Here is a 21,973-nt window from a genome sequence, read left to right on the forward strand (position 1 = left end):
TTATAAACAAACTCATGCGCTGGATAGGAATCGACCCAGGTTTACGGACTACCGGTTTTGGAGTCATCGATGTCGATGGCCAAAAACTGACTTATGTAGCCTCTGGGACGATTGAGAGCGGTGATCCAGCCAAAGGCTTGCCTGAACGCTTAGGCGCCCTTTACGCAGGCGTTAAAGAAGTTTTAGAGACCTATCACCCAGAGTCTGCCGCGATCGAAGAGGTTTTCTTAAACGTTAATCCCCGCTCTACGCTGATGTTGGGCCAAGCTCGGGGTGCAGTCATTGCCTCCCTTGTTTCTGAAAAACTCCCAGTAGCTGAGTACAGCGCCTTAAGAGTCAAGCAGTCCATTGTTGGCACTGGCAGAGCATCCAAGCCTCAGGTCCAAGAAATGGTAAAGCGCCTCCTGAAACTCAATCGCGCCCCAGGTACTGACGCCTCTGATGCACTAGGTGTTGCCATTTGCGCTGCTCATCACGCACAAATACCAAAAGCAATTACTGCTGCCTTGGCTCCCAAGAAACGTAGCAAGTAAAAATACACATCACAGGTTAAGATCTCCACATGATTGGTCGCATTCAAGGTACTCTCGTTTCAGTTCACCCTCCTCGTCTTTTGGTCGATTGCCAAGGGATTGGTTATGAGGTGGATGTACCCATGAGCACGCTGTATCAATTGCCTCAGGCTGGTCAAAAAATCACTCTTCTAACGCACTTCCAAGTACGTGAAGATGCGCAGCAACTTTTTGGTTTTGCCACCGAAACTGAACGTGAAGCATTTCGACAGCTCATTAAAATTAGTGGTGTTGGCTCGCGCACAGCACTAGCAGTTCTTTCCGGCATGAGTGTTAATGAACTAGCCCAAGCCATTGCGCTTCAAGAAGCTGGGCGTCTTACTCAAGTACCCGGCATTGGTAAGAAAACAGCTGAGCGCCTTTGCTTAGAGCTCAAAGGCAAGCTAGCTCCAGACCTAGGCATTACAGGTGACAAGCCTCAAGCGATTGAAGCCAGTAGCGAAGTATTACAAGCACTCTTGGCTCTAGGCTACTCAGAAAAAGAAGCGCTTTTAGCACTCAAGCAAATTCCACCCGATACCAGTGTTTCCGATGGCATCCGTATGGGATTGAAGTATCTATCTAAGGCTTAATAGCCAAACAGCACTAAACTCTCAGCATGGCAATTCATACAGACGACCTCAGCTCTATCCCGGAAGATTTACCAGAGAATAATGACCGCATTGTGAGCGGTTCAGCAGGCAATGCCGAGGCCGTCTTCGAAAGAGCCCTACGACCCAAACAACTCGATGAGTATGTTGGCCAAACTAAGGCCAGAGCACAATTAGAGATTTTTATCAGCGCTACGAGGGCACGCCAAGAGGCTTTGGATCACGTTCTTTTATTTGGGCCTCCTGGACTTGGTAAAACCACTCTTGCTCATATCATTGCAAGAGAACTTGGCGTAAATCTTCGTCAAACTAGCGGCCCAGTGCTTGATAGGCCAGGCGATCTTGCAGCCTTACTCACCAACCTAGAAGAAAACGATGTTCTCTTCATTGATGAGATTCATCGCCTATCTCCAGTAGTAGAAGAAATTCTTTATCCGGCACTTGAGGATTACAGCCTAGACATCATGATCGGCGAAGGCCCTGCAGCACGCAGCGTAAAGATTGATCTCAAACCATTTACTTTGATTGGCGCGACTACTCGTGCCGGCATGCTCACCAATCCATTGCGCGATCGCTTTGGTATTGTGGCCAGACTCGAGTTCTACACAACTGAAGAGCTCACCAAAATCATTAATCGCTCAGCTAGCTTACTTAAGGCTGATATCGATCCAGAAGGCTCCGTAGAAATTGCCAAACGGGCTCGTGGCACTCCTCGTATTGCCAATCGCTTACTCAGAAGGGTGCGCGACTACGCAGAAGTCAAAGGCACTGGCACGATTACTAAAGCCATGGCTGATGCAGCACTGAAGATGCTGGACGTGGATCCAAGTGGCTTTGATGTGATGGACAGAAAACTCTTAGAAGCGATCTTGCACAAATTTGATGGTGGCCCAGTAGGTATCGATAACTTGGCAGCAGCGATTGGCGAAGAGCGTGACACCATTGAAGATGTGCTGGAGCCCTACCTCATTCAGCAAGGCTACCTACAAAGAACCTCAAGGGGCAGAGTAGCAACTCGCCAGGCCTATGAACACTTTGGGTTAACTCCACCCAGTGGAAGTGCTAGCCTGGACTTGTAATTAAGTAAGTCTATATTTTTAAGGGTTAGAACTTAAATCTGAGTTCTGCACCACCACCGTATTCATGACCATAAGTGTTATAGGAGGCCACTGCACCAATACGTGCAGATATCTCTTTGGTGATTCCACCTTGAATACCCAATCCCACCATGTTGGAAACTGGTCCCATATTGGCGCCAACCTGTGCGAATGATTGAGTACTTCCACTGAAAGAGGTGGTTGCGGTAACTGTATGGGCTGAAGCACTATTGGCATACCAGTCATAACCGAACTTATAGAAACCAATTAATGACAATAGATCATTGGTTCCTTTGAGTAGTGGATAGATAAAATCTGCGCCCGCAAACGTCACAGCAGTGTAAGCAGTTGCTGAATTTATGCCGTAGTTAAACGTATTACCACCCTGCTCACTCGCTCCACCCATCCAGAGTTGAGAATATGATGCGCCCACGAATGGTGAAACAGTGAAATTTTCCGCTTGATACGCTTTTGCTAGCTTTGCAGCTGCATATACGCCATTGGACTTAAAGGAGCTGGTTGCGTTTCCACCAACCAAATCCCCCACATTAGGAGTGCTTCTATTGGCATTCGTGCTGCCATACATATAACCCAGTGCGCCAGAAAGCTTAACCTGCTCTGCAAAGTTACGCGCTCCATACAAACCAGCATAAAAGTTGTTAGTGTTGAAGTTTTGTGTGACTTGCTGGCTCTCAGTCATCGAGGTGGTGCCCGTTCCAGCAAATACACCAAAGCCACCATCTTTAGATCGTTTAATGTCACCACCGATAATGATGTCGTATAGGTTGTAACCAAAGCCAGCCAGGTTGTTGTAATTATTGACAGTGCCTCGTACAGCTGCAGCATCTGCCCATAAATAACGACCTTCATCATCTTGATAAACCTTGGTAGAAGGCGAGGCACTCATAGGCGCATGAATACGATCCATGACTGTATTGGTAATGTGCGCCATCTGCTCAAGGCCAATGGTCATGTTAGAGGAGTAACCTTCAGCGTGAACTTGAGATAAGTTCTGAGCTTGCGCCGCAGTTAAGCCACTCACCGCTGCACCAATTGATATGCCGTTAGATTGCAATGTTGTATTACTGGCTTGACTGGCCAAAACAGAAGCTACGGCTGTACCTGCGCTACTACCAGCCACAGCAAATGAAGGATTAACTGTCTTGGTTGTCAATAAATCCCAAGAAGTGCCGCCCGATGGGTTATATAAAAGCCAAGCTGTTGTTACTAGAGCACCGCCACCAAATGTACCGCTTGTAGTGGATGAATTAATGTTTGCAGCTGTAAGCCCAGTAAAAACTGAGCTGTAGGTAGTTGTATTGAGCGGAATGATGGAGCGAGTTATATCAATACCAAAATTAGTTTGTGTACCTGTAGTTAAAGAAGAAGCAATCAATCCTCCATAACTAGTTGGGCTATTAATAATGATGTTGTAATTACTAGGTAAATTTCCAGAATAGGTCAAAGCGCTTTGAAGGTTGTTCAGCGTACTGATTGTTCCCGTAGTGCTATTGATAATCCCATAGCCACTGTTACCAGTATTACCGCTTGTTAGATTGCCTAAGTTGTTAATTGTCCCAATACTACCCCCATTATTTTCAATAGCGGCATAGCAGGTGCCCCCACTACAAACGCTGTGATCAATTGTTCCCGTATTGGTAATGGTGCCAATAGAGTTAGCTACACCTAGTACGATTGCACTGGCGAAAGTAGAAGAGCCTGAGCCATTAACTCCACCCTGAATAGCTCCTGAATTTATTAAAGTATCAATCCTGGAGCTAAAGGCTGGTTGGAAATAAATTGCATTGTTCTGCGCAGAAATAGTGCCTGAATTATTCAGCGTACCAATATGACCGTTTTGTTGTATGGCGTAAGCTCCGTTACCCCCCATGCCGACTGTAGCTGAAATGGTGCCAGAGTTATTTAGCGTACCAATTTGATTGTTATTAACTATGGCGCCGTAGCTATTTCCACTTGCACCAGAATTGATGGTGCCGGTATTGGTTAATGTTCCTATATTTCCACTGTTAATCAATCCACTTCGAGAACTACTAGTAATGACCCCTTGGTTCTGAAGTGTGTTAATCACGCCGTTATTTACCAAACCATTCCAGTAAATTCCGTTGCTAATCGTTCCTAAGTTAAGAAATGTATTGGTTACATTGCCTGAGGTTCCAATATTGATTGCATCCGTAGCAAAGAATGCGCTTACAGTCGCGCCTGAGGCGATCGTTACACCAGAGACCGTATTATTAATACTCAAGTCTTCGCAACTACTAGTGATGCTGATTGGGTCTCCAGTATTGCTGCATGCGCCAAATGCCTGATTAAAAGCCAGCAATACTGCAACCAACGAAAAAGCCTTTAGGCATCTATTTTTCATTATTCATTCTTATAAACATTAACTGTGCCACCACAAGCGGCAAAACACTGTCTATAGGATTCGTCGCAGTTCCAGTAATTTGGATTTGCAGAACAGTACTGCGGATTGGGATTACATTTCTTCACATCATCGTGGCTTTGCGCACGATTAACGCAGGCTTGATAGCTATAACTATTTTGCTGATGACAAGCATTCACATTGGTCTGGGCTTGAGCCTGTGCGCCGTTGTAACAAACATTCTTAGTGCTCATGCAATGAATAGCGCATGTTTTACCGCTTTCAGTGGGCGGGGCAATATATTCATATCGGTATGTGGTGCAAGAACTGATGCAAAGAATTGCAAAACAAGACAGGATAAGTGACTTAAGATTCATACGGATATATCATTATTGGAATTATTAATATTTTATATGTTCAGAGCTCTTATCACCCTATTTATATGCCTTTCTATGCCGGTCAGCGCTATAGAGAAGCCAGAAGGTGTTGTTTATTGCCATGGCAAGACTGTTATTGAATATCGCCTAGTCAATCCCGAGAAGAATGGAACTGCCTCGGATGTTGATTTAACTGTGAATGGCAAGACTATCCGGGTGATGACAGCCTACTCTTGGTTTGGCTCAAACCAAGCCACTCCAAAAGGATTTAAGTTTGCCATTCTGGGAGAAAAGCAATTCGATCCGCTACTAGTATTTGATAGCTATCTTCTGGATGCCAAGAAACGCAAATACACCAAGTGCAATTAAGCTAGTGCGACTTTCGCAAACTTACGTTTGCCTACCTGCACTACATAAGTACCGGCTTCAACCTTTAATTGCTTATCAGCAACGGTTACACCATCAATCTTTACGCCGTTTTGCTCAATATTGCGATTCGCTTCTGATGTTGATGGTGCCAAGCCTGCAGCCTTCAAGAGACTAGCGATTTGCATTGGCGCTCCAGAAAGATTTACCTCTGGAATGTCGTCAGGCACGCCACCTTTAGCACGGTGGTTAAAGTCCTCTAATGCTTTCTCTGCTGCAGCTTGTGAATGAAAGCGTGCAACGATTTCTTGAGCGAGCAGTACTTTGCAATCTTTTGGATTTCTGCCAGCAGCAACTTCTTGCTTCATGAGATCAATTTCAGCCATTGGTCGGAATGACAGCAACGTGAAGTAATCCCACATTAAATCATCCGAAATACTTAAGAGCTTGCCAAACATATCGCCAGCAGGCTCGCTGATACCAATGTAATTGCCCTTAGACTTACTCATCTTCTCAACGCCGTCCAGACCAACTAGTAATGGCATCGTCAAAATACATTGAGGCTCTTGGCCATATTCACGCTGGAGTTCACGACCAACCAGAAGATTGAACTTCTGATCTGTACCACCCAACTCTAAATCACTCTTGAGCGCAACAGAGTCATAACCCTGCATCAGTGGATATAAGAACTCATGAATCGAAATGGGTATGCCATTGCGATAGCGCTTAGTAAAGTCATCACGCTCCAACATACGCGCAACAGTATGTTTAGCAGCCAACTGAATCATGCCGCGCGCACCCAAAGGGTCGCACCACTCACTGTTGTAACGCACTTCAGTCTTTGAGGGATCGAGCACCATACTCGCTTGACGATAGTAAGTCTCTGCATTGACGGCAATTTCTTCTGCGGTCAATGGAGGACGGGTAGCGTTACGGCCTGATGGATCACCAATCATGCTGGTGAAATCACCAATCAAGAAAATAACGGTATGACCTAAATCTTGTAACTGGCGCAACTTATTCAATACAACGGTATGGCCAAGATGAATATCTGGAGCTGTTGGATCTAAACCCAATTTAATCCGCAATGGCGTCTTGGTAGCTTGGCTACGAGCCAGTTTCTGAACCCAGTCCGCCTCAACCAATAGCTCATCGCAGCCACGTTTGGTGACTTCAAGCGCCGCAAAGACTTCGGGGGTCAAAGGATATTTTTGTTCTGGTTTAGCCGTCATGCTGATTCGGATTGCTGATTCAGTTAAATTAGTAGTTAAATTGCTAAAGCATAATTGTCGCATTCCTGAGAGCTACATGAACAAACACCACTCCCTCTATATCGGCCTGATGTCCGGCACCAGCCTGGATGGGATAGATGCCGTTCTGGCCAAGATTGGCCCCAATGGGGAAGCTAGCGCTCTAGAGGCAATTAGCACCCCCTTCTCTCCAGAGCTCCGCCAGGCCCTATCTGAGCTTCAAAGTCCTGGCTCAAATGAACTCCATCGCGAGAAACAGGCAGGCAATGCCTTGGCCCTGGCGTATGCAGAAGCCATTGGTCAGCTGCTCAAAAAAGCAAATCTAAAGCCTTCTGAAATCTCCGCCATCGGTGCACATGGACAAACGATTCGCCACCAACCGCATCTTGGGGACATGGCCTATACACATCAAACACTCAACCCAGCCCTCTTGGCCGAAAAAATCGGAATTGATGTGATTGCGGATTTTAGAAGTCGGGATTTGGCTGCGGGTGGGCATGGTGCGCCTTTAGTCCCCGCGTTTCATGCACAGCAATTTGTAGAAGATAAAAATTTAGCCATTCTCAATATTGGTGGCATTGCTAATCTCACACTGCTTCCAAAGAATGGTGAAGTCACCGGTTTTGATTGTGGTCCTGGAAATATGTTGATGGATGCCTGGATATACGAGCACCAAGGCAATACCTTTGATGAAAATGGTAATTGGGCATCGCAGGGTGAAGTCAATGAAGCATTACTTGAGAAAATGTTGTCTGATTCTTTCTTTGTAAAAGCTCCACCCAAGAGCACTGGTAGAGACGACTTTCATATTGCTTGGTTGCAAGAAAAAATAGGTGCTAATAATTATCTTTCCGAAGATGTGCAAGCTACATTGCTGCACCTCACTGCCCACTCAGCCCTCGAAGCTTTAGCACGTCATGCCCCGCAAACCCAAAAGCTGATTATCTGTGGGGGCGGCGCCAGAAATAATGCCTTGATGAATTTATTCAAAGTGCAGTCGCAGAATTTTTTCAAAAAGCCCCTAGAAATTTCTACAAGTGAGTCCGCAGGAATTGATCCACAGCTAGTAGAGGGCCTTGCCTTTGCATGGCTTGCATGGGCCCACAAAGAAAAACGGCCAGCAAATTTGCCGGCCGTTACGGGAGCGAAGGGTCCTAGAATTCTAGGTGCTTACTATCCCGCTTAAATCATTAAATTTTTTTTAGTTATGCAGAGAAGGAAGATCCGCAACCACAAGTAGTTTGCGCATTCGGATTCTTAATCACAAATTGTGATCCATTGATATCTTCTTTGTAATCAATCTCAGCGCCAACTAAATATTGGAAGCTCATTGAGTCCACTAACAAAGTAACACCATTCTTTTCAAAGAGGGTGTCATCTTCATTCACAGCATCATCAAATGTGAAGCCATACTGAAAACCTGAGCAACCACCGCCTTGTACGAATACGCGCAGCTTCAATTCTGGATTGCCTTCTTCAGCAATCAAGTCCGCCACTTTCGCAGCAGCGCTATCCGTGAACACCAATGGGGTTGGTGGCTCGGCTAAATCTTGTGCAGGTTGTGTAGCTAGTTCGGTCATGATTTACTCCCAATTCAAAAGGCAATATCTTATTTTAGGCTTTTAATGCCCAGCTTGCTGAAGGGTCATTATGGGGAAACGGCGATCTGGGTAAGGCCTGTAGTCTCCGGCAACCCAAACATCAGGTTCATACACTGCACACCCTGGCCTGAAGCACCCTTCACCAAATTGTCTTCAACCACCAAAATAACCAAAGTATCACCACCGCCTGGGCGATGAATCGCAATCCGAATGCCGTTGCTACCCCGTACAGAACGCGTCTCTGGATGACTACCTGCTGGCATGACGTCGACAAACGGCTCATCCTTATAGAAATTCTCATACAGCTTTTGGTAATCAACATCTTTACCAGCCTCAGTCAAGCGGACATACAGTGTCGAATGGATACCTCTAATCATCGGGGTTAAATGCGGCACAAAGGTCAAACCGATCTGATCATGGCCAGCGATTGCTTTTAAGCCCTGCTCGATTTCAGGGAGATGACGATGTCCTTTAACACTATAGGCCTTAAAGTTGTCGCTTGCTTCAGACAATAGCGTGCCGATCTCCGCTTTCCGGCCAGCACCAGAAGTACCTGACTTTGAATCAGAAATAATATGCGTGCCATCGATGAGGTGTTTACCACCAGTCGATCTAGGCGACAGTAAAGGAGCAAGGCCAAGCTGCACTGAGGTTGGGTAGCAGCCCGCCAAACCAACTACGCGCGCCTTCTTAATGGCCTCACGATTAATCTCCGCCAAACCATAAACTGCTTCAGCCAAAATTTCTGGGCAGGTATGCTCCATCCCATACCACTTTGCAAATTCTTTGACATCCTTCAAACGAAAGTCTGCAGCAAGATCCAAAATCTTCACATTGTTAGCGAGCAACTCTTTTGCTTGTGCCATCGCAACACCATGTGGGGTTGCAAAGAACATCACATCACATTCATTGAGCTTAGCTTCATCAGGCGTCGTAAATTTCAGAGATACGCGGCCACGTAAAGATGGAAACATGTCCGCAACTGGCATGCCAGCTTCTGTGCGAGAAGTAATTGCGGTGAGCTCTACCTCGGGATGCTGTGCCAATAAACGCAACAACTCCACTCCGGTATATCCAGTGCCGCCTACGATACCAACCTTAATCATGCCATTCTCCAAAATACCGATCATGAGAAGTTTCTTTTAAAACTTCTGAATACCTCAATTGTAGAAACAAAAAGGGCCGCTTGCGCGACCCTTTCGATAAAACTTGAGCGACTGAAAGAATTAGCGCTTGCTGAACTGCTTACGACGACGCGCGCCGTGCAGACCAACTTTTTTACGCTCAACTTCACGAGCATCGCGAGTTACCAAACCTGCTTTAGACAGAGCTGGCTTCAAAGCGTTGTCGTAGTCGATCAATGCACGAGTAACACCGTGACGAACTGCACCAGCTTGGCCAGTTTCACCGCCACCAGAAACGTTTACTTTGATATCAAAGGTCGTTAAGTGGGCTGTGAGAGCCAAAGGCTGACGAGCGATCATGCGTGATGTTTCACGAGCAAAATAAGCATCGATAGGCTTACCATTAACAATGATTTCGCCTTTGCCAGATTTAATAAATACACGCGCCACAGAACTCTTGCGACGACCAGTACCGTAATTCCAATTTCCGTAATTAATAGCCATTTGGGTTCCTTAAATCTCTAACGCTTTTGGCTGTTGAGCCGCATGCGGATGACTGGCGTCGCCGTAGACTTTTAATTTCTTAATCATGGCATAACCTAGTGGGCCTTTTGGCAACATACCCTTCACAGCCTTCTCTAAAGCACGACCTGGGAAACGGTCTTGCATCTTGTCGAAGTTAGTCGAGCTAATACCACCTGGGTATCCGCTGTGACGGTAATAAATTTTGTTCAAGCCTTTTGTGCCTGTGACACGGAGCTTAGAAGAATTGATAACGACAATAAAGTCGCCAGTATCAACGTGTGGGGTGTATTCAGGCTTGTGCTTGCCGCGTAGACGGAGTGCCACTTCACTGGCGACACGACCGAGGACTTTGTCCGTAGCGTCAATCACGAACCATTCATGCACTACCTCATGGGATTTTGCAGAAAAAGTTTTCATGATTTCTCAAATTGTTATAGTCAAAAAAATTACTCCAATCAAATTACGTCCACCTTGGCCCTGCTTATATTTGCAAGCTCGCAGATTCTGCAATTTACTTGGTACAACAAATTACCGCTGACCGGCTCGGTAATTCAGTAAAGCCTTGAATTGTAACCTAAAAAAAACCCAGGAACGAGTCCTGGGTTGGAATCCACCTATGTTTGGGTGGAGGAGACACTGGGAGGTAAGTCGCAGTCTTATACAAGACTGACTACCAATATGGTTATTGTATCCATATGCATGGTGCAACGCAAGAAAATTGACCAAAATCAATATTTTTATGTTGCTATGCAGCAACTTGATTTCCCATAAAATAGGTAAACTATTGATAATATTGATTAATTTAGTAAGTTAAGGGTCACTAATAATGGAATGTCGAGTAAGTTGGTTGGGTAATGGCGGCATGGCTTTTTCCGCAGAAACTGGCAGCGGCCACCTCGTAAACATGGATGGCGCCCCTGAAGCTGGTGGCAAAAACCTCGCTCCGAGGCCAATGGAGCTGCTTTTAGCAGGTGCCGGCGGTTGCTCTGCATTTGATGTGGTTTTAATCCTACAAAGGGCTCGTCAGGCCATTAGTGGCTGTGAAGTGGCTCTCCAGGCTGAGCGAGCGACAGAAGACCCTAAAGTCTTCACTAAGATCAATTTGCACTTTACGGTCAAAGGAAAAGGCTTGGATCAGGCAAAGGTAGATCGCGCCGTAAAGCTCTCACATGAAAAATATTGCTCAGCTACGACCATGCTGGCTAAAACTGCGGAACTGACTTACAGCGTCGAAATCATTGGGGAATAAGTGCAGAGTCAATCGATAAGCCGGATTCTGTCGCCTAGATTTGCATCTAGGGGCAATCATTCCTCTAGGCCGGCAGTTACCTGACGGCTCAAGCTCCCTACCCGCAGACTCAGCGGGACGCCTCATCGCCTGCTTACTTGGGATTGCTCCAGGTGGAGGTTACCGCGTTTCACCGTAACTAAATACGCTCGTCTCTGTGGCCCTATTCCTCACGTCGCCGTGGATGGCCGTTAGCCATCACCCTTCCCTATGGAGTCCGGACTTTCCTCCCCCTCAATAAAGAGGCGGCGATTGCCCAATTGACTCTGCGCCTGCAGTCTAACGCAGTCAGGCCAATTTGGCTAAGAAAGTAATGATTTGCGTTTTTTAAACGAGTGACCAGGCAATGGTTTCGCCGGCGCGCAGCGGAACAATAGTGGCATCACCTAATGGCAATTCAGCAGGGATACTTTGCGCTTGCTTTACTAAGGTGATTTTTTTGCTATTGCGTGGTAATACATAGAAGTCAGAGCCAAAGAAACTCGCAAAGCCTTCTAGCCGATCTAACTTGCCTACGCTCTCAAATGCTTCTGCATATAGGCCTAAGGCATTAAAGGCGCTGTAACAACCTGCACAACCACAAGCCGCCTCCTTAGCGCCCTTTGCATGAGGCGCACTATCCGTACCCAAGAAGAAACGAGAGTTGCCACTAGTTGCAGCCTCCAATAAAGCGACGCGATGTTCTTCACGCTTAAGCACAGGCAAACAATAATTGTGTGGACGAATGCCGCCAGCAAAGATGGCATTGCGATTCATGAGTAGATGCTGCGGAGTAATCGTGGCTGCAATCGTATTCTTTCCACCCGTTGCGGCATCACGCACATAGTGAGCTGCTTGCTTGGTAGTGATGTGCTCAAACACAATCTTGAGCTCAGGAAAATTTTTACGAAGAGGCTCTAAAACCGTATCAATGAATACCGCTTCACGATCAAAGATATCGATTTCAGAACTGGTTACTTCACCATGAACTAAGAGGGGCATACCAACAGCCTGCATCACCTCTAATGCACCATGGCAATGTTTGAGGTCACTGACTCCTGCGTCGCTATTCGTAGTTGCACCTGCGGGATACAGCTTGAATGCAGCAATGCCTGCAGTCTTAGCCTTACGAACTTCGTCTGCAGAAGTGTTGTCAGTGAGGTACAAAGTCATTAAAGGCGTGAAGTCACTGACCCCCAGAGACTTTAAATTCGATTCAATGCGAGATTGATAGGCCTGAGCCAAAGCTACAGTAGTGACTGGTGGCTTGAGGTTCGGCATGATGATCGCACGCGCAAATTGACGCGCAGTATCTGCCAACACATCCCTCATGACTTCGCCATCACGAATGTGTAAATGCCAATCGTCTGGCTGAATCAGTTGAATTTGTGTAGGTCTATTAGACATATTATTTTTCGAGCAAGATGATGCGGAAATCATTCACATTAGTAAGTGTAGGGCCAGTTTCCACTAAAGCGCCTAATTCTGCAAAGAAGCCATAGCAATCATGCGCTGATAAGAATTTCTCTGGCAAAAGACCCTTGTCCTGACCTGACTGACGCACAGCATTATCAAACCAGGCGCCAGCGTTCTTTTCACTACCGTCAATTCCATCCGTATCCGCAGCCAAAGCAGCTATTCTTGGCAAATCAGAGCTAGCAGCCAAAAGCGAGAGCAGGTATTCACTGCAACGACCACCGCGACCTTTGACACCCTCAGGAATCGTCACATTACATTCGCCGCCAGAGATCAGGGCTAGGGGTTTATCAACTCCCTTAGCAATATAGTCACGCACTAACGCGGCCTGCTTAATACCCACTTCTTGAGCTTCTCCAGTAATGGTATCTCCTAAAACAGTAGGCTCGTAACCCTGAGTGCGGACATACTCGGCGGCAGCCTCCAAACTTTTGTAGGCAGTTGCAATCACATGGTTGGCTACTTGAGCAGAAATTAAATCAGAATCTTTCAGAGTCTCTGGCTTTTCACCAGCCAAACCTTGTTTGAGATGATTCAATACGGACACAGGTATAGAAGGTGTATCCAAGTCATACTTTTGCAAAATATTGAGTGCATCTAAATACGTGGAGTAATCAGCAGCACACGGACCGCTAGCAATATCTGCCGGCGAATCACCAGTGACATCAGAGATTAATAAAGCCTCTACTCGTGCGCCACGGGCAATAGCTACTCTAGCTAAATTGCCACCCAAGATTGCAGATAAATGTTTACGCACCACATTCATTTCTTCGATAGGTGCGCCACTACGTAAGAGTGCTTCTGTAGTCTTGCGCATATCATCAATCGAGATGCCTTCTTGTGGCAGGGTAAGAAGGCTTGATCCACCGCCAGACACTAGGGCGATCAATACATCGCCCTTCTCCAATTGATTGCTTAATGCTAAAACTTTTTTAGCCCCATCCATACCAGCCTGGTCAGGCACTGGATGTCCTGCCTCAACAATATTAATATGGGTAGTTGGCGAGCTATGACCGTAACGCGTTAGCACAACACCTTCTAATTTCGCATCTGGCCAATGCACTCTTGCATAAGCCTCTAACGCGCTAGCCATAGAAGCGCTGGCTTTACCTGCACCCACTACCAAGCATCTCCCCTTGGGCTCTTGCCCGGCTGGAAATATCTTTGCCAAGTGCTGGGGAACAATGACCTGTGGATCAGCAACCGCAACTGCGGCAGCAAAAGCGTTTTTAAGAATTGCTTCTTTACTTGCTGCCATAGAAGGTGAAGAACTGTTTAGAGTCATCCAGCTATTCTAATCAACCGTGGCACGCTCTTGCATCTGCCACATCTCCGCATACCTTCCTTGGGCTGCAAGTAACTCTTCGTGAGTTCCTCGCTCCACGATCTGCCCACGGTCCATGACTAAAATTTGATCGGCATGAATAATCGTTGATAGTCGATGCGCAATGATGAGTGTCGTGCGGTTCTTGGCCAAACTAAGCAGCTCCTCCTGAAAAGCACGCTCTGTTTTGGAATCTAGAGCTGAAGTGGCTTCATCAAAAATCAACATAGCTGGTTTCTTGAGGAGCGTTCTCGCAATCGCCACACGTTGTTTCTCGCCCCCAGAAAGCTTTAAACCCCTCTCGCCCACTTGAGTGTCATAGCCGTCTGGCAAGCGCTTAATAAAGCCATCGATTTGAGCTGCTCTAGCCGCCTCCTGTACCTCTTCAATTGTTGCGGAAGGATCGCCATAGGCAATGTTGTAACCAATCGTGTCATTGAATAAAACGGTGTCTTGCGGAACGATGCCGATTGCTTTGCGTAAGCTAGCCTGCGTCACATCTTGAATATTCTGCCCAGCGATCAGTATCTCACCAGACTGCACATCATAAAAACGGAATAGCAATCTTGCGAGAGTGCTTTTACCAGCGCCACTTTGGCCCACTACCGCAGTAATAGTTCCAGCAGGGATGGTGAAACTAACATCACGCAGAATTTCACGCTTCGCGTCATAGTGAAACGATACATGTTCAAACTTTACGTCCGGACCATGTCCCTGGTCATGAACTTGCAGCGGCCTTGCATCTGGAGAATCAGCAATCTCTTTATCGGTATTCAGCAGAGAAAACATCCGATCCATATCGGTTAATGACTGCTTAATTTCACGATATATCACCCCCAAGAAATTAAGCGGAATATAGAGCTGAATCATTAAAGTATTTACCAGCACCAGGTCGCCTAAAGTCATCGTGCCATTAACAACACCTACGGTAGCGCGCCACAGAATCAACATTAAGCCAGTGGCAATAATGATCTGCTGGCCAAGATTTAATACGGCTAAGGTCTTTTGTGACTTTACTGCCGCGGATTGATAGCGCAGTAAGTTTTCATCGTAACGATTAGCCTCAAAAGCTTCATTACCAAAATACTTCACTGTTTCAAAGTTCAATAAAGAATCAATAGCCTTTTGATTGGCTTTTGAATCCATATCATTCATAGTGCGGCGGTAATGGGTGCGCCACTCAGTAACTACAACCGTAAAGACAATATAGAGGACTAAGGCTATGAATGTAATTGCGGCAAACCAAATATCGTATGAATAGGCAAGGTAGCCCAGTACCAAACAAAACTCAATTACTGTTGGCAGGATGCTATAGAGCGAGTACGAGATGAGAGACTGAATACCACGGGTGCCACGCTCGATATCTCGACTGACGCCACCAGTCTGACGGGCCAGATGAAAGCTCAGCGCGAGTGAATGTAAATGCTCAAATACCTGAAGCGCAACTTTGCGCACTGCATTCTGGGTGACCTTGGCAAATAAGGCTTCCCGCAATTCCGTAAACAAGGATGCTGAAATTCTTAATAAGCCGTAGGCCAGAATAATTCCCAATGGAACAACTAAAAGGGCTTGATCAGAACTTGCTTTGATATCCAAAGAGTCTATTAACTCTTTCATCACAATCGGAATACCGAGATTAACCACCTTAGCGGCAATCAAACAACTCAGGGCAATAATTACCCGAAAGCGATACTCCAGGAGATAAGGTAGGAGATCGCGAATAACGCGCCAGTCACCCCTTTGAGATGTTTTTGAATCTGCGCTACCGTGATGATGTCCTGATGAATGTCTCATCACTCTATCTTATTCCTAAATGACTATTTGGCTTGACTTAGTTCGGTGAAAATAATTTCAGAATAGCCTCACCATTGCTGGGAGAAAAACATTTTTTAGCAGCATCTTCATATGGCAGCCACTCGTAAGCTACATGCTCTCTTGGGGATAGCGTAACTTGAGTGTTATTAGCAACCTGTAATGCAAACCAATGCTCAATATTCCGTGTGACACCCGGGGCATAACGAAAGCGCCACTCGGGATAGATTTCATAGTCAATTTGATGATGCATGTTTTGCATTGCATCCTTTGGCAATTGATCTACCGCAATACCTGTTTCTTCTAAAACCTCACGGGCAGCTGCAAAAGCCAGATCTTCATCCAGAGCATCGAGACTACCAGTCACCGACTGCCAAAAGCCAGAGCGATCAGCGCGCTCTATCAATAAAACATCCCTATTCGATTTGTAGATAACTACTAAAACCGAAATAGGGATTTTCAAGGTAGGCACTACTTAAATTAATTTAAGCAGCAGGAGTGGCTTGACGCAAACGGATATGTAACTCACGTAACTGACGCTCGTCCACTGGGCTTGGCGCTTGAGTTAACAAACATTGTGCGCGTTGTGTTTTAGGGAAAGCAATCACATCACGAATCGACTCTGCACCAGTCATCATTGTCACGATGCGATCCAAACCAAAGGCAATACCGCCGTGAGGAGGCGCGCCATACTGAAGTGCATCCAATAAGAAACCAAACTTAGCCTGCGCTTCTTCCGCATTAATCTTTAATGCGCGGAATACCTGGCTTTGAACCGCTTCTTGGTGGATGCGGACTGAGCCCCCACCAATCTCACTACCGTTCAACACCATGTCATACGCTTTAGCTAAACACTTGCCAGGATCGGACTCCAGATACTTCATGTGCTCGTCTTTAGGGCTTGTAAACGGATGATGGCAAGCCACCCAACGTGCTTCGCCTTCATCGTAGTCAAACATTGGGAAATCCACCACCCACAATGGCTTCCAACCCTCAGTAAAGAGACCATGTTCTTTACCCCAAGCGGATTGACCAATACGTAAACGTAAATTACCAATCGCATCGTTTACTACTTTTTCTTTATCAGCGCCGAAGAAAATAATGTCGCCATCTTTAGCACCTGTGCGCTTCAAGATGCCTTCGATCGCTGCATCATGTAAATTCTTCACGATTGGTGACTGCAAACCATTGCGGCCTTCAGCAACAGAATTCACCTTAATCCAGGCCAAGCCTTTAGCACCGTAGATGCTGACGAACTGGGTGTAGTCATCGATTTCGCTACGGCTAATTTCGGCGCCGCCAGGCACGCACAAGCCCACGACACGGCCACCCACTTGGTTAGCAGCACCGGAGAACACCTTGAAATCAACGTCTTTCATCAAATCCGTTAATTCCGTGAATTCAAAGTTCACACGTAAATCTGGCTTATCAGAGCCAAAACGCGCCATTCCCTCTGAATAAGGCATGGTCGGGAATGGGTTAGGAAGCTCAACATTCATCGTCTTCTTGAAAATATGACGAATCATGTTTTCAAACAAATCACGAATTTCTAACTCGCTTAAGAAAGCAGTTTCACAGTCGATCTGAGTAAATTCAGGTTGACGATCTGCGCGTAAATCTTCGTCGCGGAAACACTTAGTAATTTGGTAGTAACGATCAAAGCCGGCAACCATCAATAATTGCTTAAACAATTGCGGTGATTGCGGTAATGCAAAGAACTGACCGTCATGCACACGGGATGGCACTAAATAATCACGCGCGCCTTCTGGGGTGCTTTTTGTCAACATTGGCGTTTCGATATCGATAAAGCCAGCGTCATCTAAATAGCGACGGCACTCCATCGCTACGTTGTAACGCAAACGCAAATTCTTTTGCATTTGTGGACGACGCAAATCTAATACACGATGAGTTAATCGCGTAGTCTCCGACAGATTCTCATCATCAATTTGGAACGGCGGGGTTACAGAAGCATTCAGAATCACCAAGCTATGACAGAGGATCTCTACTTTTCCACTGACCAAATCAGTGTTCTCAGTACCAGCAGGACGCGCACGTACAAGACCTTTAATCTGAATGCAGAACTCGCTACGAACTTGCTCAGCAAGAGCAAACATCTCTGGGCGATCAGGATCACAAACAACCTGCACAAAACCTTCGCGGTCACGCAAGTCAATAAAGATCACGCCTCCGTGGTCACGGCGGCGGTTAACCCAGCCTGATAGTGTGACTTCTTGACCAATCAGTGAATCGTTTACCTGGCCGCAGGTATGGCTTCGCATTGACATAACAATTTCCTATAAATCAAAAATGGTGTGGCAACTGGGATGCAGTTAAACCACTAGAACTATTGGGAGGAACAGAGCCCATTGAAACAATGTGTTTCAGAGCCTCTTCCACACTCATCTCTAATTCAATCGTTTGTGCACGTGGCACGATCATGAAAAAACCAGAGGTTGGGTTTGGGGTTGTCGGGAGAAATACATTAACGTAATCTTCACCTAATTTGGCAGTCACTTCTCTTGCAGGGATGCCAGTTTGAAAAGCGATTACCCAAGAATCAGCATGGGGATAGCGAATCAACAAGGCTTTGCTAAAAGCCTGTCCACTCCCAGAAAATAAAGTGGATGAGACTTGCTGAACGCTGGAATAAATTGAGCGAACAATTGGTATGCGATTAACAAATTTATCCCAGACCTTTAACCACCACTGTCCTGCAAAATTAATAGCAGTCAATCCAGTGAGCAGGATGACCACAATCACAATCAATACTCCTACGCCTGGGAGGTCGCGAAAATGCTGTAAATCTCTGGCAGCGTCTTCTGGGAGAACCACAATAATGGCGTGCATGACAGAGCCAAAAACACCGTCGAGCAAACCCAAACCCCAAGCAATCACCCATATGGTGATCGACAATGGTGCCCAAACGAGGATGCCAGCGATAAAGTATTTTTTCATGTGTTCTGCCTAACCCGCTATTTTAGCGGGTTAGCAGCCAATCAGCGAGATACTAATAAATGCCTAGGCCGGTGATCAAAATTCCGGCCAAAAACCCGCCAGCAAAGAGTAAAGCGCCCGCCAAAAGACGATGAGTACGTCTTTCTTGCAACAAAAGGGCCTTTAAGACCTCTAATTCACCATTTTGGTCTTTTATAGGGGAGCGGGCCTGCGCTAAGCTATCAGCAATCAAACGTGGCAATGTTGGCAGAATTTTGGCCCAAGTAGGCGCCTCTTCCTTGATGCCATCAATGAGGCCACGCCATCCCAACTGCTTGCTTACCCATTTTTCCAGAATCGGCTTAGCCGTTTTCCAAAGATCCAGATCGGGATCGAGCTGACGGGCCAGGCCCTCGACATTCAAGAGGGTTTTTTGTAGCAAGGTGAGTTGCGGCTGAATTTCCACCTTAAAGCGACGTGAGGTTTGGAACAAACGCATCAGCACGATACCTAAAGAAATTTCTTTCAGAGGGCGATCGAAATACGGTTCGCAAACAGAACGTACAGCACCTTCCAATTCTTCAACGCGGGTATTCGCCGGAACCCAACCTGATTCGATGTGTAACTCAGCAACGCGACGGTAATCGCGATTAAAAAATGCCAAGAAGTTCAAGGCTAAATAATTTTTATCGGATTCGCTTAATGCGCCAACGATTCCAAAATCTAGAGATATGAAACGGCCAAATGTTTCTGGTTCTAGGCTAATCATGATATTGCCAGGATGCATATCTGCGTGGAAGAAACCATACTCAAACACTTGGGTAAAAAATATTTCTACGCCATCAGAAGCCAGCTTCTTAAAGTCAACACCCGCTTCTCTGAGTGCTGCAGTTTTACCAATGGAGATGCCATACATTCTCTCCATGACAATCACATTGGTGTGACATAAATCCCAATACATCTCAGGAATCATTAATTTATTCGAATCCGCAAATTGCCTACGTAGCTGACTCGCATTAGCAGCTTCGCGCATGAGATCTAGCTCATCATGAAGATAGGTATCAAACTCTGAGACGTTTTCACGCGGCTTTAAACGACGGCCATCTTCGGAACTTTTTTCAATTACCTTAGCTAAGTCGTACATCAAGGCCAGGTCACCATCAATCACCGGCAGAATGCCAGGGCGTAAGACCTTGATGGCTACCGAACGACCCTCCCACTCAGGGTGCTTATCTGTGCCACGCAAAACGCCGAAGTGCACCTGTGCAACTGAAGCGCTAGCAACCGGCGTTGCATCAAAGCTAACAAATATTTCCTCAATTGGCTGACCCAGATCCACTTCAATCAAGCGACGAGATTCTTCATTTGAGAATGGCGGTACCTGATCTTGTAATTTAGCCAACTCATTGGCAATATCTTCTGGCAATAAATCACGACGAGTAGAAAGCACTTGACCAAACTTCACAAAAATAGGGCCTAGTGCCTCTAGCGTCAATCGAATACGCTCACCTCTAGGTAAATGACTGCCTGGAGACATCCAACAAAGCACGGATAAGCAACCGCGACGAATGCCTGGCTTTAGAAGATCGCGTAGCAGTGGCAACAAACCATAACGCCATGCAGTAAAGAAGATGAAAAAGAGGCGGGTAATTCGACGCACGATTTATTTAGCCTTTTGCTCTAGAAGTTGAATACGTTTTTCCATACGATCTACAGATTCACGTAATTCACTTAATTCGGTTTTACGGACCATAAAGTCTCGTTTATTTAAAAGTATTTTCTTTTCTTCACTGACATATTCCACTACATTGTCCAGCAAATCGGTTGCAGCAGAGCGCGTGGCAGACGCAAACTTTTTACCCTGCCGCACAGCAAAGTTTGCGGGCGCATCACCCACTAGGCGAGCTAAATCTTCCTCGTACTCCCAGCGCAACTGCCCTGCGAGACGGCCCAATAATTGGGCCAAGTCTGCATCACCAGTGATCTTGACCGCCTTAAAAGCCTGCTCTCGCAAAGAGCCAGTGCTGCCAGCTAAGTCGCTCAAAGCCTTGGCAGAAACCTCTAAGGTTAGTGAAGGTGCCTCAATCTCTTTCAGGCTAGCCAATAAACCATCTGACTTGATCTCAAAACACAGGTTACCCAGGGGTAGTTGCAACAAAATTGTTTTGCTGGCATGACGAGCCAACTCAGTCGATGCCCATGGCTCACTGCTCAAAACGTGATTAATCCCCCGGCAAGCTGCGCCAGAAGCAATCGTATGGGTAGTCGAAAAATGTCTGTTCATGAGTGTAAAAAACCCGCACTAGTGCGGGTTTTCCGACGGAAAGTACCTAAAGCTTAAACCAACTGGGAGATACCCGCCAGTACCCAGCCGCCAGGACCTTCCACAGGCTTACTTAAATTCCAGATTTCGGAGAAGTCGCTAGCTGGAGCACCCTGTTGCTCACGAATCATGCCGGTGAACTGAACACTACAGAAATAGTGAGCATCTGCTGTCTCAACCCCCAAAAGCTGAGCATTGATGGTCACAACGTCGGTTTGATTGCTACCATCAGTTCTACCAGCTAAATCTTGTTGAATCGTGGCAAACATGTCGGGAGTTGTAAATTCACGTAAGGACGCGAGATCACCTTGATCCCAAGCTTTTTGCAAAGTCACAAAATATTGTTTTGCATTTTCCAAGAAGGTTTGTTGATCAAAACCAGGAGGCAAGGTTGACTGAAATACTTCAGGCTCTGCACTCACCCCACCGAATGCATTTGCAGCAGGAGTAAATGCAGGCTCCTGTCTTGGAGACTCAACATTATTGCGCTGCATACCTTGTGATGGAACATTTGAGTTTTGACCTGCACCAGACATTGCCGGCAATAATCTACGGATCACAAACATGATGACAAAGCCTGCCAACATTGCGATCAGTAAACCAGTAATCAATGAAGAAGCTGCTTCACCCAAACCAAAATGGGATAAGAGGTAGCCGATTCCCAAACCAGCTGCTAAGCCGCCTAAAATTCCGCCCATGCCGCCAAAACGACTAGGTGCAGGTGCCTGAGGAGCTGGGGCTGGAGCAGTCGGCTGCGCTTGCTGAACCGGCTTTTGAACAGGTGCAGCCTGACGTTGCATTGGTGCACTTGGCGCTCGGCCAAGACTTCTACCGCCACCTAAGCGAGCAGCATCAACTTGGCCAACCATTGCAATGATCAAAGTAAAACTCAAGAGCACTGCTTTAAAAAAATGTTTATTCATTTTTATATCCACCCCTTTTGATAACTACTCAA

Annotated in this window: 22 protein-coding genes and 1 other RNA gene; 6 read left to right on the forward strand and 17 right to left on the reverse strand. The window is 46.3% G+C overall.

Features of this window, described 5'->3' with window-relative positions; genetic code table 11:
- The first annotated feature begins 14 nt into the window (after positions 1 to 14).
- From ruvC to ruvB, 3 genes are read left to right on the forward strand one after another with little or no spacing between them, the layout of a single operon-like run.
- Entirely contained in the window at positions 15 to 533 is a 519-nt protein-coding gene (gene ruvC / locus ICN39_RS02355; RefSeq protein WP_216232525.1) for a crossover junction endodeoxyribonuclease RuvC, read from the forward strand.
- A 29-nt stretch (positions 534 to 562) separates the two neighbouring features.
- Positions 563 to 1,144, forward strand: coding sequence for a Holliday junction branch migration protein RuvA (ruvA, locus tag ICN39_RS02360; protein ID WP_072582729.1), 582 nt, complete (start codon positions 563 to 565; stop codon positions 1,142 to 1,144).
- 26 nt (positions 1,145 to 1,170) lie between these two features.
- Positions 1,171 to 2,241: a Holliday junction branch migration DNA helicase RuvB gene (ruvB, locus tag ICN39_RS02365; RefSeq protein WP_216232526.1), complete on the forward strand. Its 1,071-nt coding sequence runs from the start codon at positions 1,171 to 1,173 to the stop codon at positions 2,239 to 2,241.
- Positions 2,242 to 2,266: 25 nt separating this feature from the next.
- On the opposite strand, the gene ICN39_RS02370 is transcribed toward ruvB, so the two are convergent.
- Together ICN39_RS02370 and ICN39_RS02375 are read right to left on the reverse strand one after the other, a co-directional pair.
- Complete coding sequence (locus ICN39_RS02370; protein WP_216232527.1) at positions 2,267 to 4,642, reverse strand: autotransporter domain-containing protein; 2,376 nt, start codon at positions 4,640 to 4,642, stop codon at positions 2,267 to 2,269.
- Positions 4,642 to 4,893: a hypothetical protein gene (locus tag ICN39_RS02375; protein ID WP_216232528.1), complete on the reverse strand. Its 252-nt coding sequence runs from the start codon at positions 4,891 to 4,893 to the stop codon at positions 4,642 to 4,644. The genes ICN39_RS02370 and ICN39_RS02375 overlap by 1 nt, the downstream gene beginning before the upstream one ends.
- Positions 4,894 to 5,052: 159 nt before the next feature.
- Here ICN39_RS02375 and ICN39_RS02380 point away from each other — a divergent pair, with 159 nt between their 5' ends.
- Entirely contained in the window at positions 5,053 to 5,385 is a 333-nt protein-coding gene (locus ICN39_RS02380) for a hypothetical protein (RefSeq protein WP_216232529.1), read from the forward strand.
- Here ICN39_RS02380 and tyrS read toward each other — a convergent pair.
- Positions 5,382 to 6,614, reverse strand: a complete 1,233-nt coding sequence (gene tyrS / locus ICN39_RS02385; protein ID WP_216232530.1) for a tyrosine--tRNA ligase — start codon at positions 6,612 to 6,614, stop codon at positions 5,382 to 5,384. The genes ICN39_RS02380 and tyrS overlap by 4 nt on opposite strands.
- A 76-nt stretch (positions 6,615 to 6,690) precedes the next feature.
- Between tyrS and ICN39_RS02390 the strand changes: the two genes are divergently transcribed.
- Positions 6,691 to 7,818 carry an anhydro-N-acetylmuramic acid kinase gene (locus tag ICN39_RS02390; RefSeq protein WP_216232531.1) on the forward strand — a complete coding sequence of 376 codons (1,128 nt, stop codon included), beginning with the start codon at positions 6,691 to 6,693 and terminating at the stop codon, positions 7,816 to 7,818.
- A 19-nt stretch (positions 7,819 to 7,837) separates the two neighbouring features.
- Here ICN39_RS02390 and erpA read toward each other — a convergent pair whose 3' ends face one another.
- The 4 genes from erpA to rplM all read right to left on the reverse strand — a co-directional run bounded on the left by erpA (position 7,838) and on the right by rplM (position 10,299).
- Entirely contained in the window at positions 7,838 to 8,212 is a 375-nt protein-coding gene (erpA, locus tag ICN39_RS02395) for an iron-sulfur cluster insertion protein ErpA (protein ID WP_068319574.1), read from the reverse strand.
- A gap of 68 nt (positions 8,213 to 8,280) precedes the next feature.
- Positions 8,281 to 9,339, reverse strand: a complete 1,059-nt coding sequence (gene argC / locus ICN39_RS02400) for an N-acetyl-gamma-glutamyl-phosphate reductase (protein ID WP_216232674.1) — start codon at positions 9,337 to 9,339, stop codon at positions 8,281 to 8,283.
- A gap of 120 nt (positions 9,340 to 9,459) precedes the next feature.
- On the reverse strand, positions 9,460 to 9,861 hold the full coding sequence (gene rpsI / locus ICN39_RS02405; RefSeq protein WP_072582726.1) for a 30S ribosomal protein S9: 402 nt from the start codon (positions 9,859 to 9,861) through the stop codon (positions 9,460 to 9,462).
- A gap of 9 nt (positions 9,862 to 9,870) precedes the next feature.
- Positions 9,871 to 10,299, reverse strand: a complete 429-nt coding sequence (gene rplM / locus ICN39_RS02410; RefSeq protein ID WP_015422034.1) for a 50S ribosomal protein L13 — start codon at positions 10,297 to 10,299, stop codon at positions 9,871 to 9,873.
- 409 nt (positions 10,300 to 10,708) lie between these two features.
- Between rplM and ICN39_RS02415 the strand changes: the two genes are divergently transcribed.
- Complete coding sequence (locus ICN39_RS02415; RefSeq protein WP_216232532.1) at positions 10,709 to 11,131, forward strand: OsmC family protein; 423 nt, start codon at positions 10,709 to 10,711, stop codon at positions 11,129 to 11,131.
- Here the strand turns inward: ICN39_RS02415 and rnpB are convergent.
- The 10 genes from rnpB to ICN39_RS02465 form a co-directional block, all read right to left on the reverse strand.
- An RNA gene (gene rnpB / locus ICN39_RS02420) (RNase P RNA component class A) lies at positions 11,132 to 11,438 on the reverse strand.
- 59 nt (positions 11,439 to 11,497) lie between these two features.
- Positions 11,498 to 12,556 carry a dihydroorotase gene (gene pyrC, locus ICN39_RS02425; RefSeq protein WP_216232533.1) on the reverse strand — a complete coding sequence of 353 codons (1,059 nt, stop codon included), beginning with the start codon at positions 12,554 to 12,556 and terminating at the stop codon, positions 11,498 to 11,500.
- Between the two features lies 1 nt (position 12,557).
- The gene (locus tag ICN39_RS02430; protein ID WP_216232534.1) at positions 12,558 to 13,910 is read right to left on the reverse strand and encodes a glycerate kinase; all 1,353 of its coding nucleotides are present in this window, start codon (positions 13,908 to 13,910) and stop codon (positions 12,558 to 12,560) included.
- A gap of 9 nt (positions 13,911 to 13,919) precedes the next feature.
- Positions 13,920 to 15,743: an ABC transporter ATP-binding protein/permease gene (locus ICN39_RS02435; protein ID WP_216232535.1), complete on the reverse strand. Its 1,824-nt coding sequence runs from the start codon at positions 15,741 to 15,743 to the stop codon at positions 13,920 to 13,922.
- Positions 15,744 to 15,780: 37 nt separating this feature from the next.
- Positions 15,781 to 16,224, reverse strand: coding sequence for a dihydroneopterin triphosphate diphosphatase (nudB, locus tag ICN39_RS02440; protein ID WP_216232675.1), 444 nt, complete (start codon positions 16,222 to 16,224; stop codon positions 15,781 to 15,783).
- Positions 16,225 to 16,246: 22 nt separating this feature from the next.
- Positions 16,247 to 18,046 (reverse strand): aspartate--tRNA ligase, encoded by a 1,800-nt coding sequence (aspS, locus tag ICN39_RS02445; RefSeq protein WP_216232536.1) that lies wholly within the window; start codon positions 18,044 to 18,046, stop codon positions 16,247 to 16,249.
- A 16-nt stretch (positions 18,047 to 18,062) separates the two neighbouring features.
- On the reverse strand, positions 18,063 to 18,716 hold the full coding sequence (locus tag ICN39_RS02450; protein WP_216232537.1) for a DUF502 domain-containing protein: 654 nt from the start codon (positions 18,714 to 18,716) through the stop codon (positions 18,063 to 18,065).
- Positions 18,717 to 18,768: 52 nt separating this feature from the next.
- Positions 18,769 to 20,355 (reverse strand): ubiquinone biosynthesis regulatory protein kinase UbiB, encoded by a 1,587-nt coding sequence (gene ubiB / locus ICN39_RS02455; protein WP_216232538.1) that lies wholly within the window; start codon positions 20,353 to 20,355, stop codon positions 18,769 to 18,771.
- Between the two features lie 3 nt (positions 20,356 to 20,358).
- Positions 20,359 to 20,979, reverse strand: coding sequence for an SCP2 domain-containing protein (locus ICN39_RS02460; RefSeq protein ID WP_216232539.1), 621 nt, complete (start codon positions 20,977 to 20,979; stop codon positions 20,359 to 20,361).
- Between the two features lie 53 nt (positions 20,980 to 21,032).
- Positions 21,033 to 21,941, reverse strand: coding sequence for a Tim44 domain-containing protein (locus ICN39_RS02465; RefSeq protein WP_216232540.1), 909 nt, complete (start codon positions 21,939 to 21,941; stop codon positions 21,033 to 21,035).
- Between the last annotated feature and the right edge of the window lie 32 nt (positions 21,942 to 21,973).

Source organism: Polynucleobacter sp. AP-Reno-20A-A9, from assembly GCF_018882085.1.
In the GTDB taxonomy this organism is placed as follows: Bacteria; Pseudomonadota; Gammaproteobacteria; order Burkholderiales; family Burkholderiaceae; genus Polynucleobacter.

Excerpts from the sequence above, each read along its gene's own strand:
- ruvC (WP_216232525.1), top strand. The coding sequence starts at position 15 with ATGCGCTGGATAGGAATCGACCCAGGTTTACGGACTACCGGTTTTGGA.
- ruvA (WP_072582729.1), top strand. The coding sequence starts at position 563 with ATGATTGGTCGCATTCAAGGTACTCTCGTTTCAGTTCACCCTCCTCGT.
- ruvB (WP_216232526.1), top strand. The coding sequence starts at position 1,171 with ATGGCAATTCATACAGACGACCTCAGCTCTATCCCGGAAGATTTACCA.
- ICN39_RS02370 (WP_216232527.1), bottom strand. The coding sequence starts at position 4,642 with ATGAAAAATAGATGCCTAAAGGCTTTTTCGTTGGTTGCAGTATTGCTG.
- ICN39_RS02375 (WP_216232528.1), bottom strand. The coding sequence starts at position 4,893 with ATGAGCACTAAGAATGTTTGTTACAACGGCGCACAGGCTCAAGCCCAG.
- ICN39_RS02380 (WP_216232529.1), top strand. The coding sequence starts at position 5,053 with ATGTTCAGAGCTCTTATCACCCTATTTATATGCCTTTCTATGCCGGTC.
- tyrS (WP_216232530.1), bottom strand. The coding sequence starts at position 6,614 with ATGACGGCTAAACCAGAACAAAAATATCCTTTGACCCCCGAAGTCTTT.
- ICN39_RS02390 (WP_216232531.1), top strand. The coding sequence starts at position 6,691 with ATGAACAAACACCACTCCCTCTATATCGGCCTGATGTCCGGCACCAGC.
- erpA (WP_068319574.1), bottom strand. The coding sequence starts at position 8,212 with ATGACCGAACTAGCTACACAACCTGCACAAGATTTAGCCGAGCCACCA.
- argC (WP_216232674.1), bottom strand. The coding sequence starts at position 9,339 with ATGATTAAGGTTGGTATCGTAGGCGGCACTGGATATACCGGAGTGGAG.
- rpsI (WP_072582726.1), bottom strand. The coding sequence starts at position 9,861 with ATGGCTATTAATTACGGAAATTGGAATTACGGTACTGGTCGTCGCAAG.
- rplM (WP_015422034.1), bottom strand. The coding sequence starts at position 10,299 with ATGAAAACTTTTTCTGCAAAATCCCATGAGGTAGTGCATGAATGGTTC.
- ICN39_RS02415 (WP_216232532.1), top strand. The coding sequence starts at position 10,709 with ATGGAATGTCGAGTAAGTTGGTTGGGTAATGGCGGCATGGCTTTTTCC.
- pyrC (WP_216232533.1), bottom strand. The coding sequence starts at position 12,556 with ATGTCTAATAGACCTACACAAATTCAACTGATTCAGCCAGACGATTGG.
- ICN39_RS02430 (WP_216232534.1), bottom strand. The coding sequence starts at position 13,910 with ATGACTCTAAACAGTTCTTCACCTTCTATGGCAGCAAGTAAAGAAGCA.
- ICN39_RS02435 (WP_216232535.1), bottom strand. The coding sequence starts at position 15,743 with ATGAGACATTCATCAGGACATCATCACGGTAGCGCAGATTCAAAAACA.
- aspS (WP_216232536.1), bottom strand. The coding sequence starts at position 18,046 with ATGTCAATGCGAAGCCATACCTGCGGCCAGGTAAACGATTCACTGATT.
- ICN39_RS02450 (WP_216232537.1), bottom strand. The coding sequence starts at position 18,716 with ATGAAAAAATACTTTATCGCTGGCATCCTCGTTTGGGCACCATTGTCG.
- ICN39_RS02460 (WP_216232539.1), bottom strand. The coding sequence starts at position 20,979 with ATGAACAGACATTTTTCGACTACCCATACGATTGCTTCTGGCGCAGCT.
- ICN39_RS02465 (WP_216232540.1), bottom strand. The coding sequence starts at position 21,941 with ATGAATAAACATTTTTTTAAAGCAGTGCTCTTGAGTTTTACTTTGATC.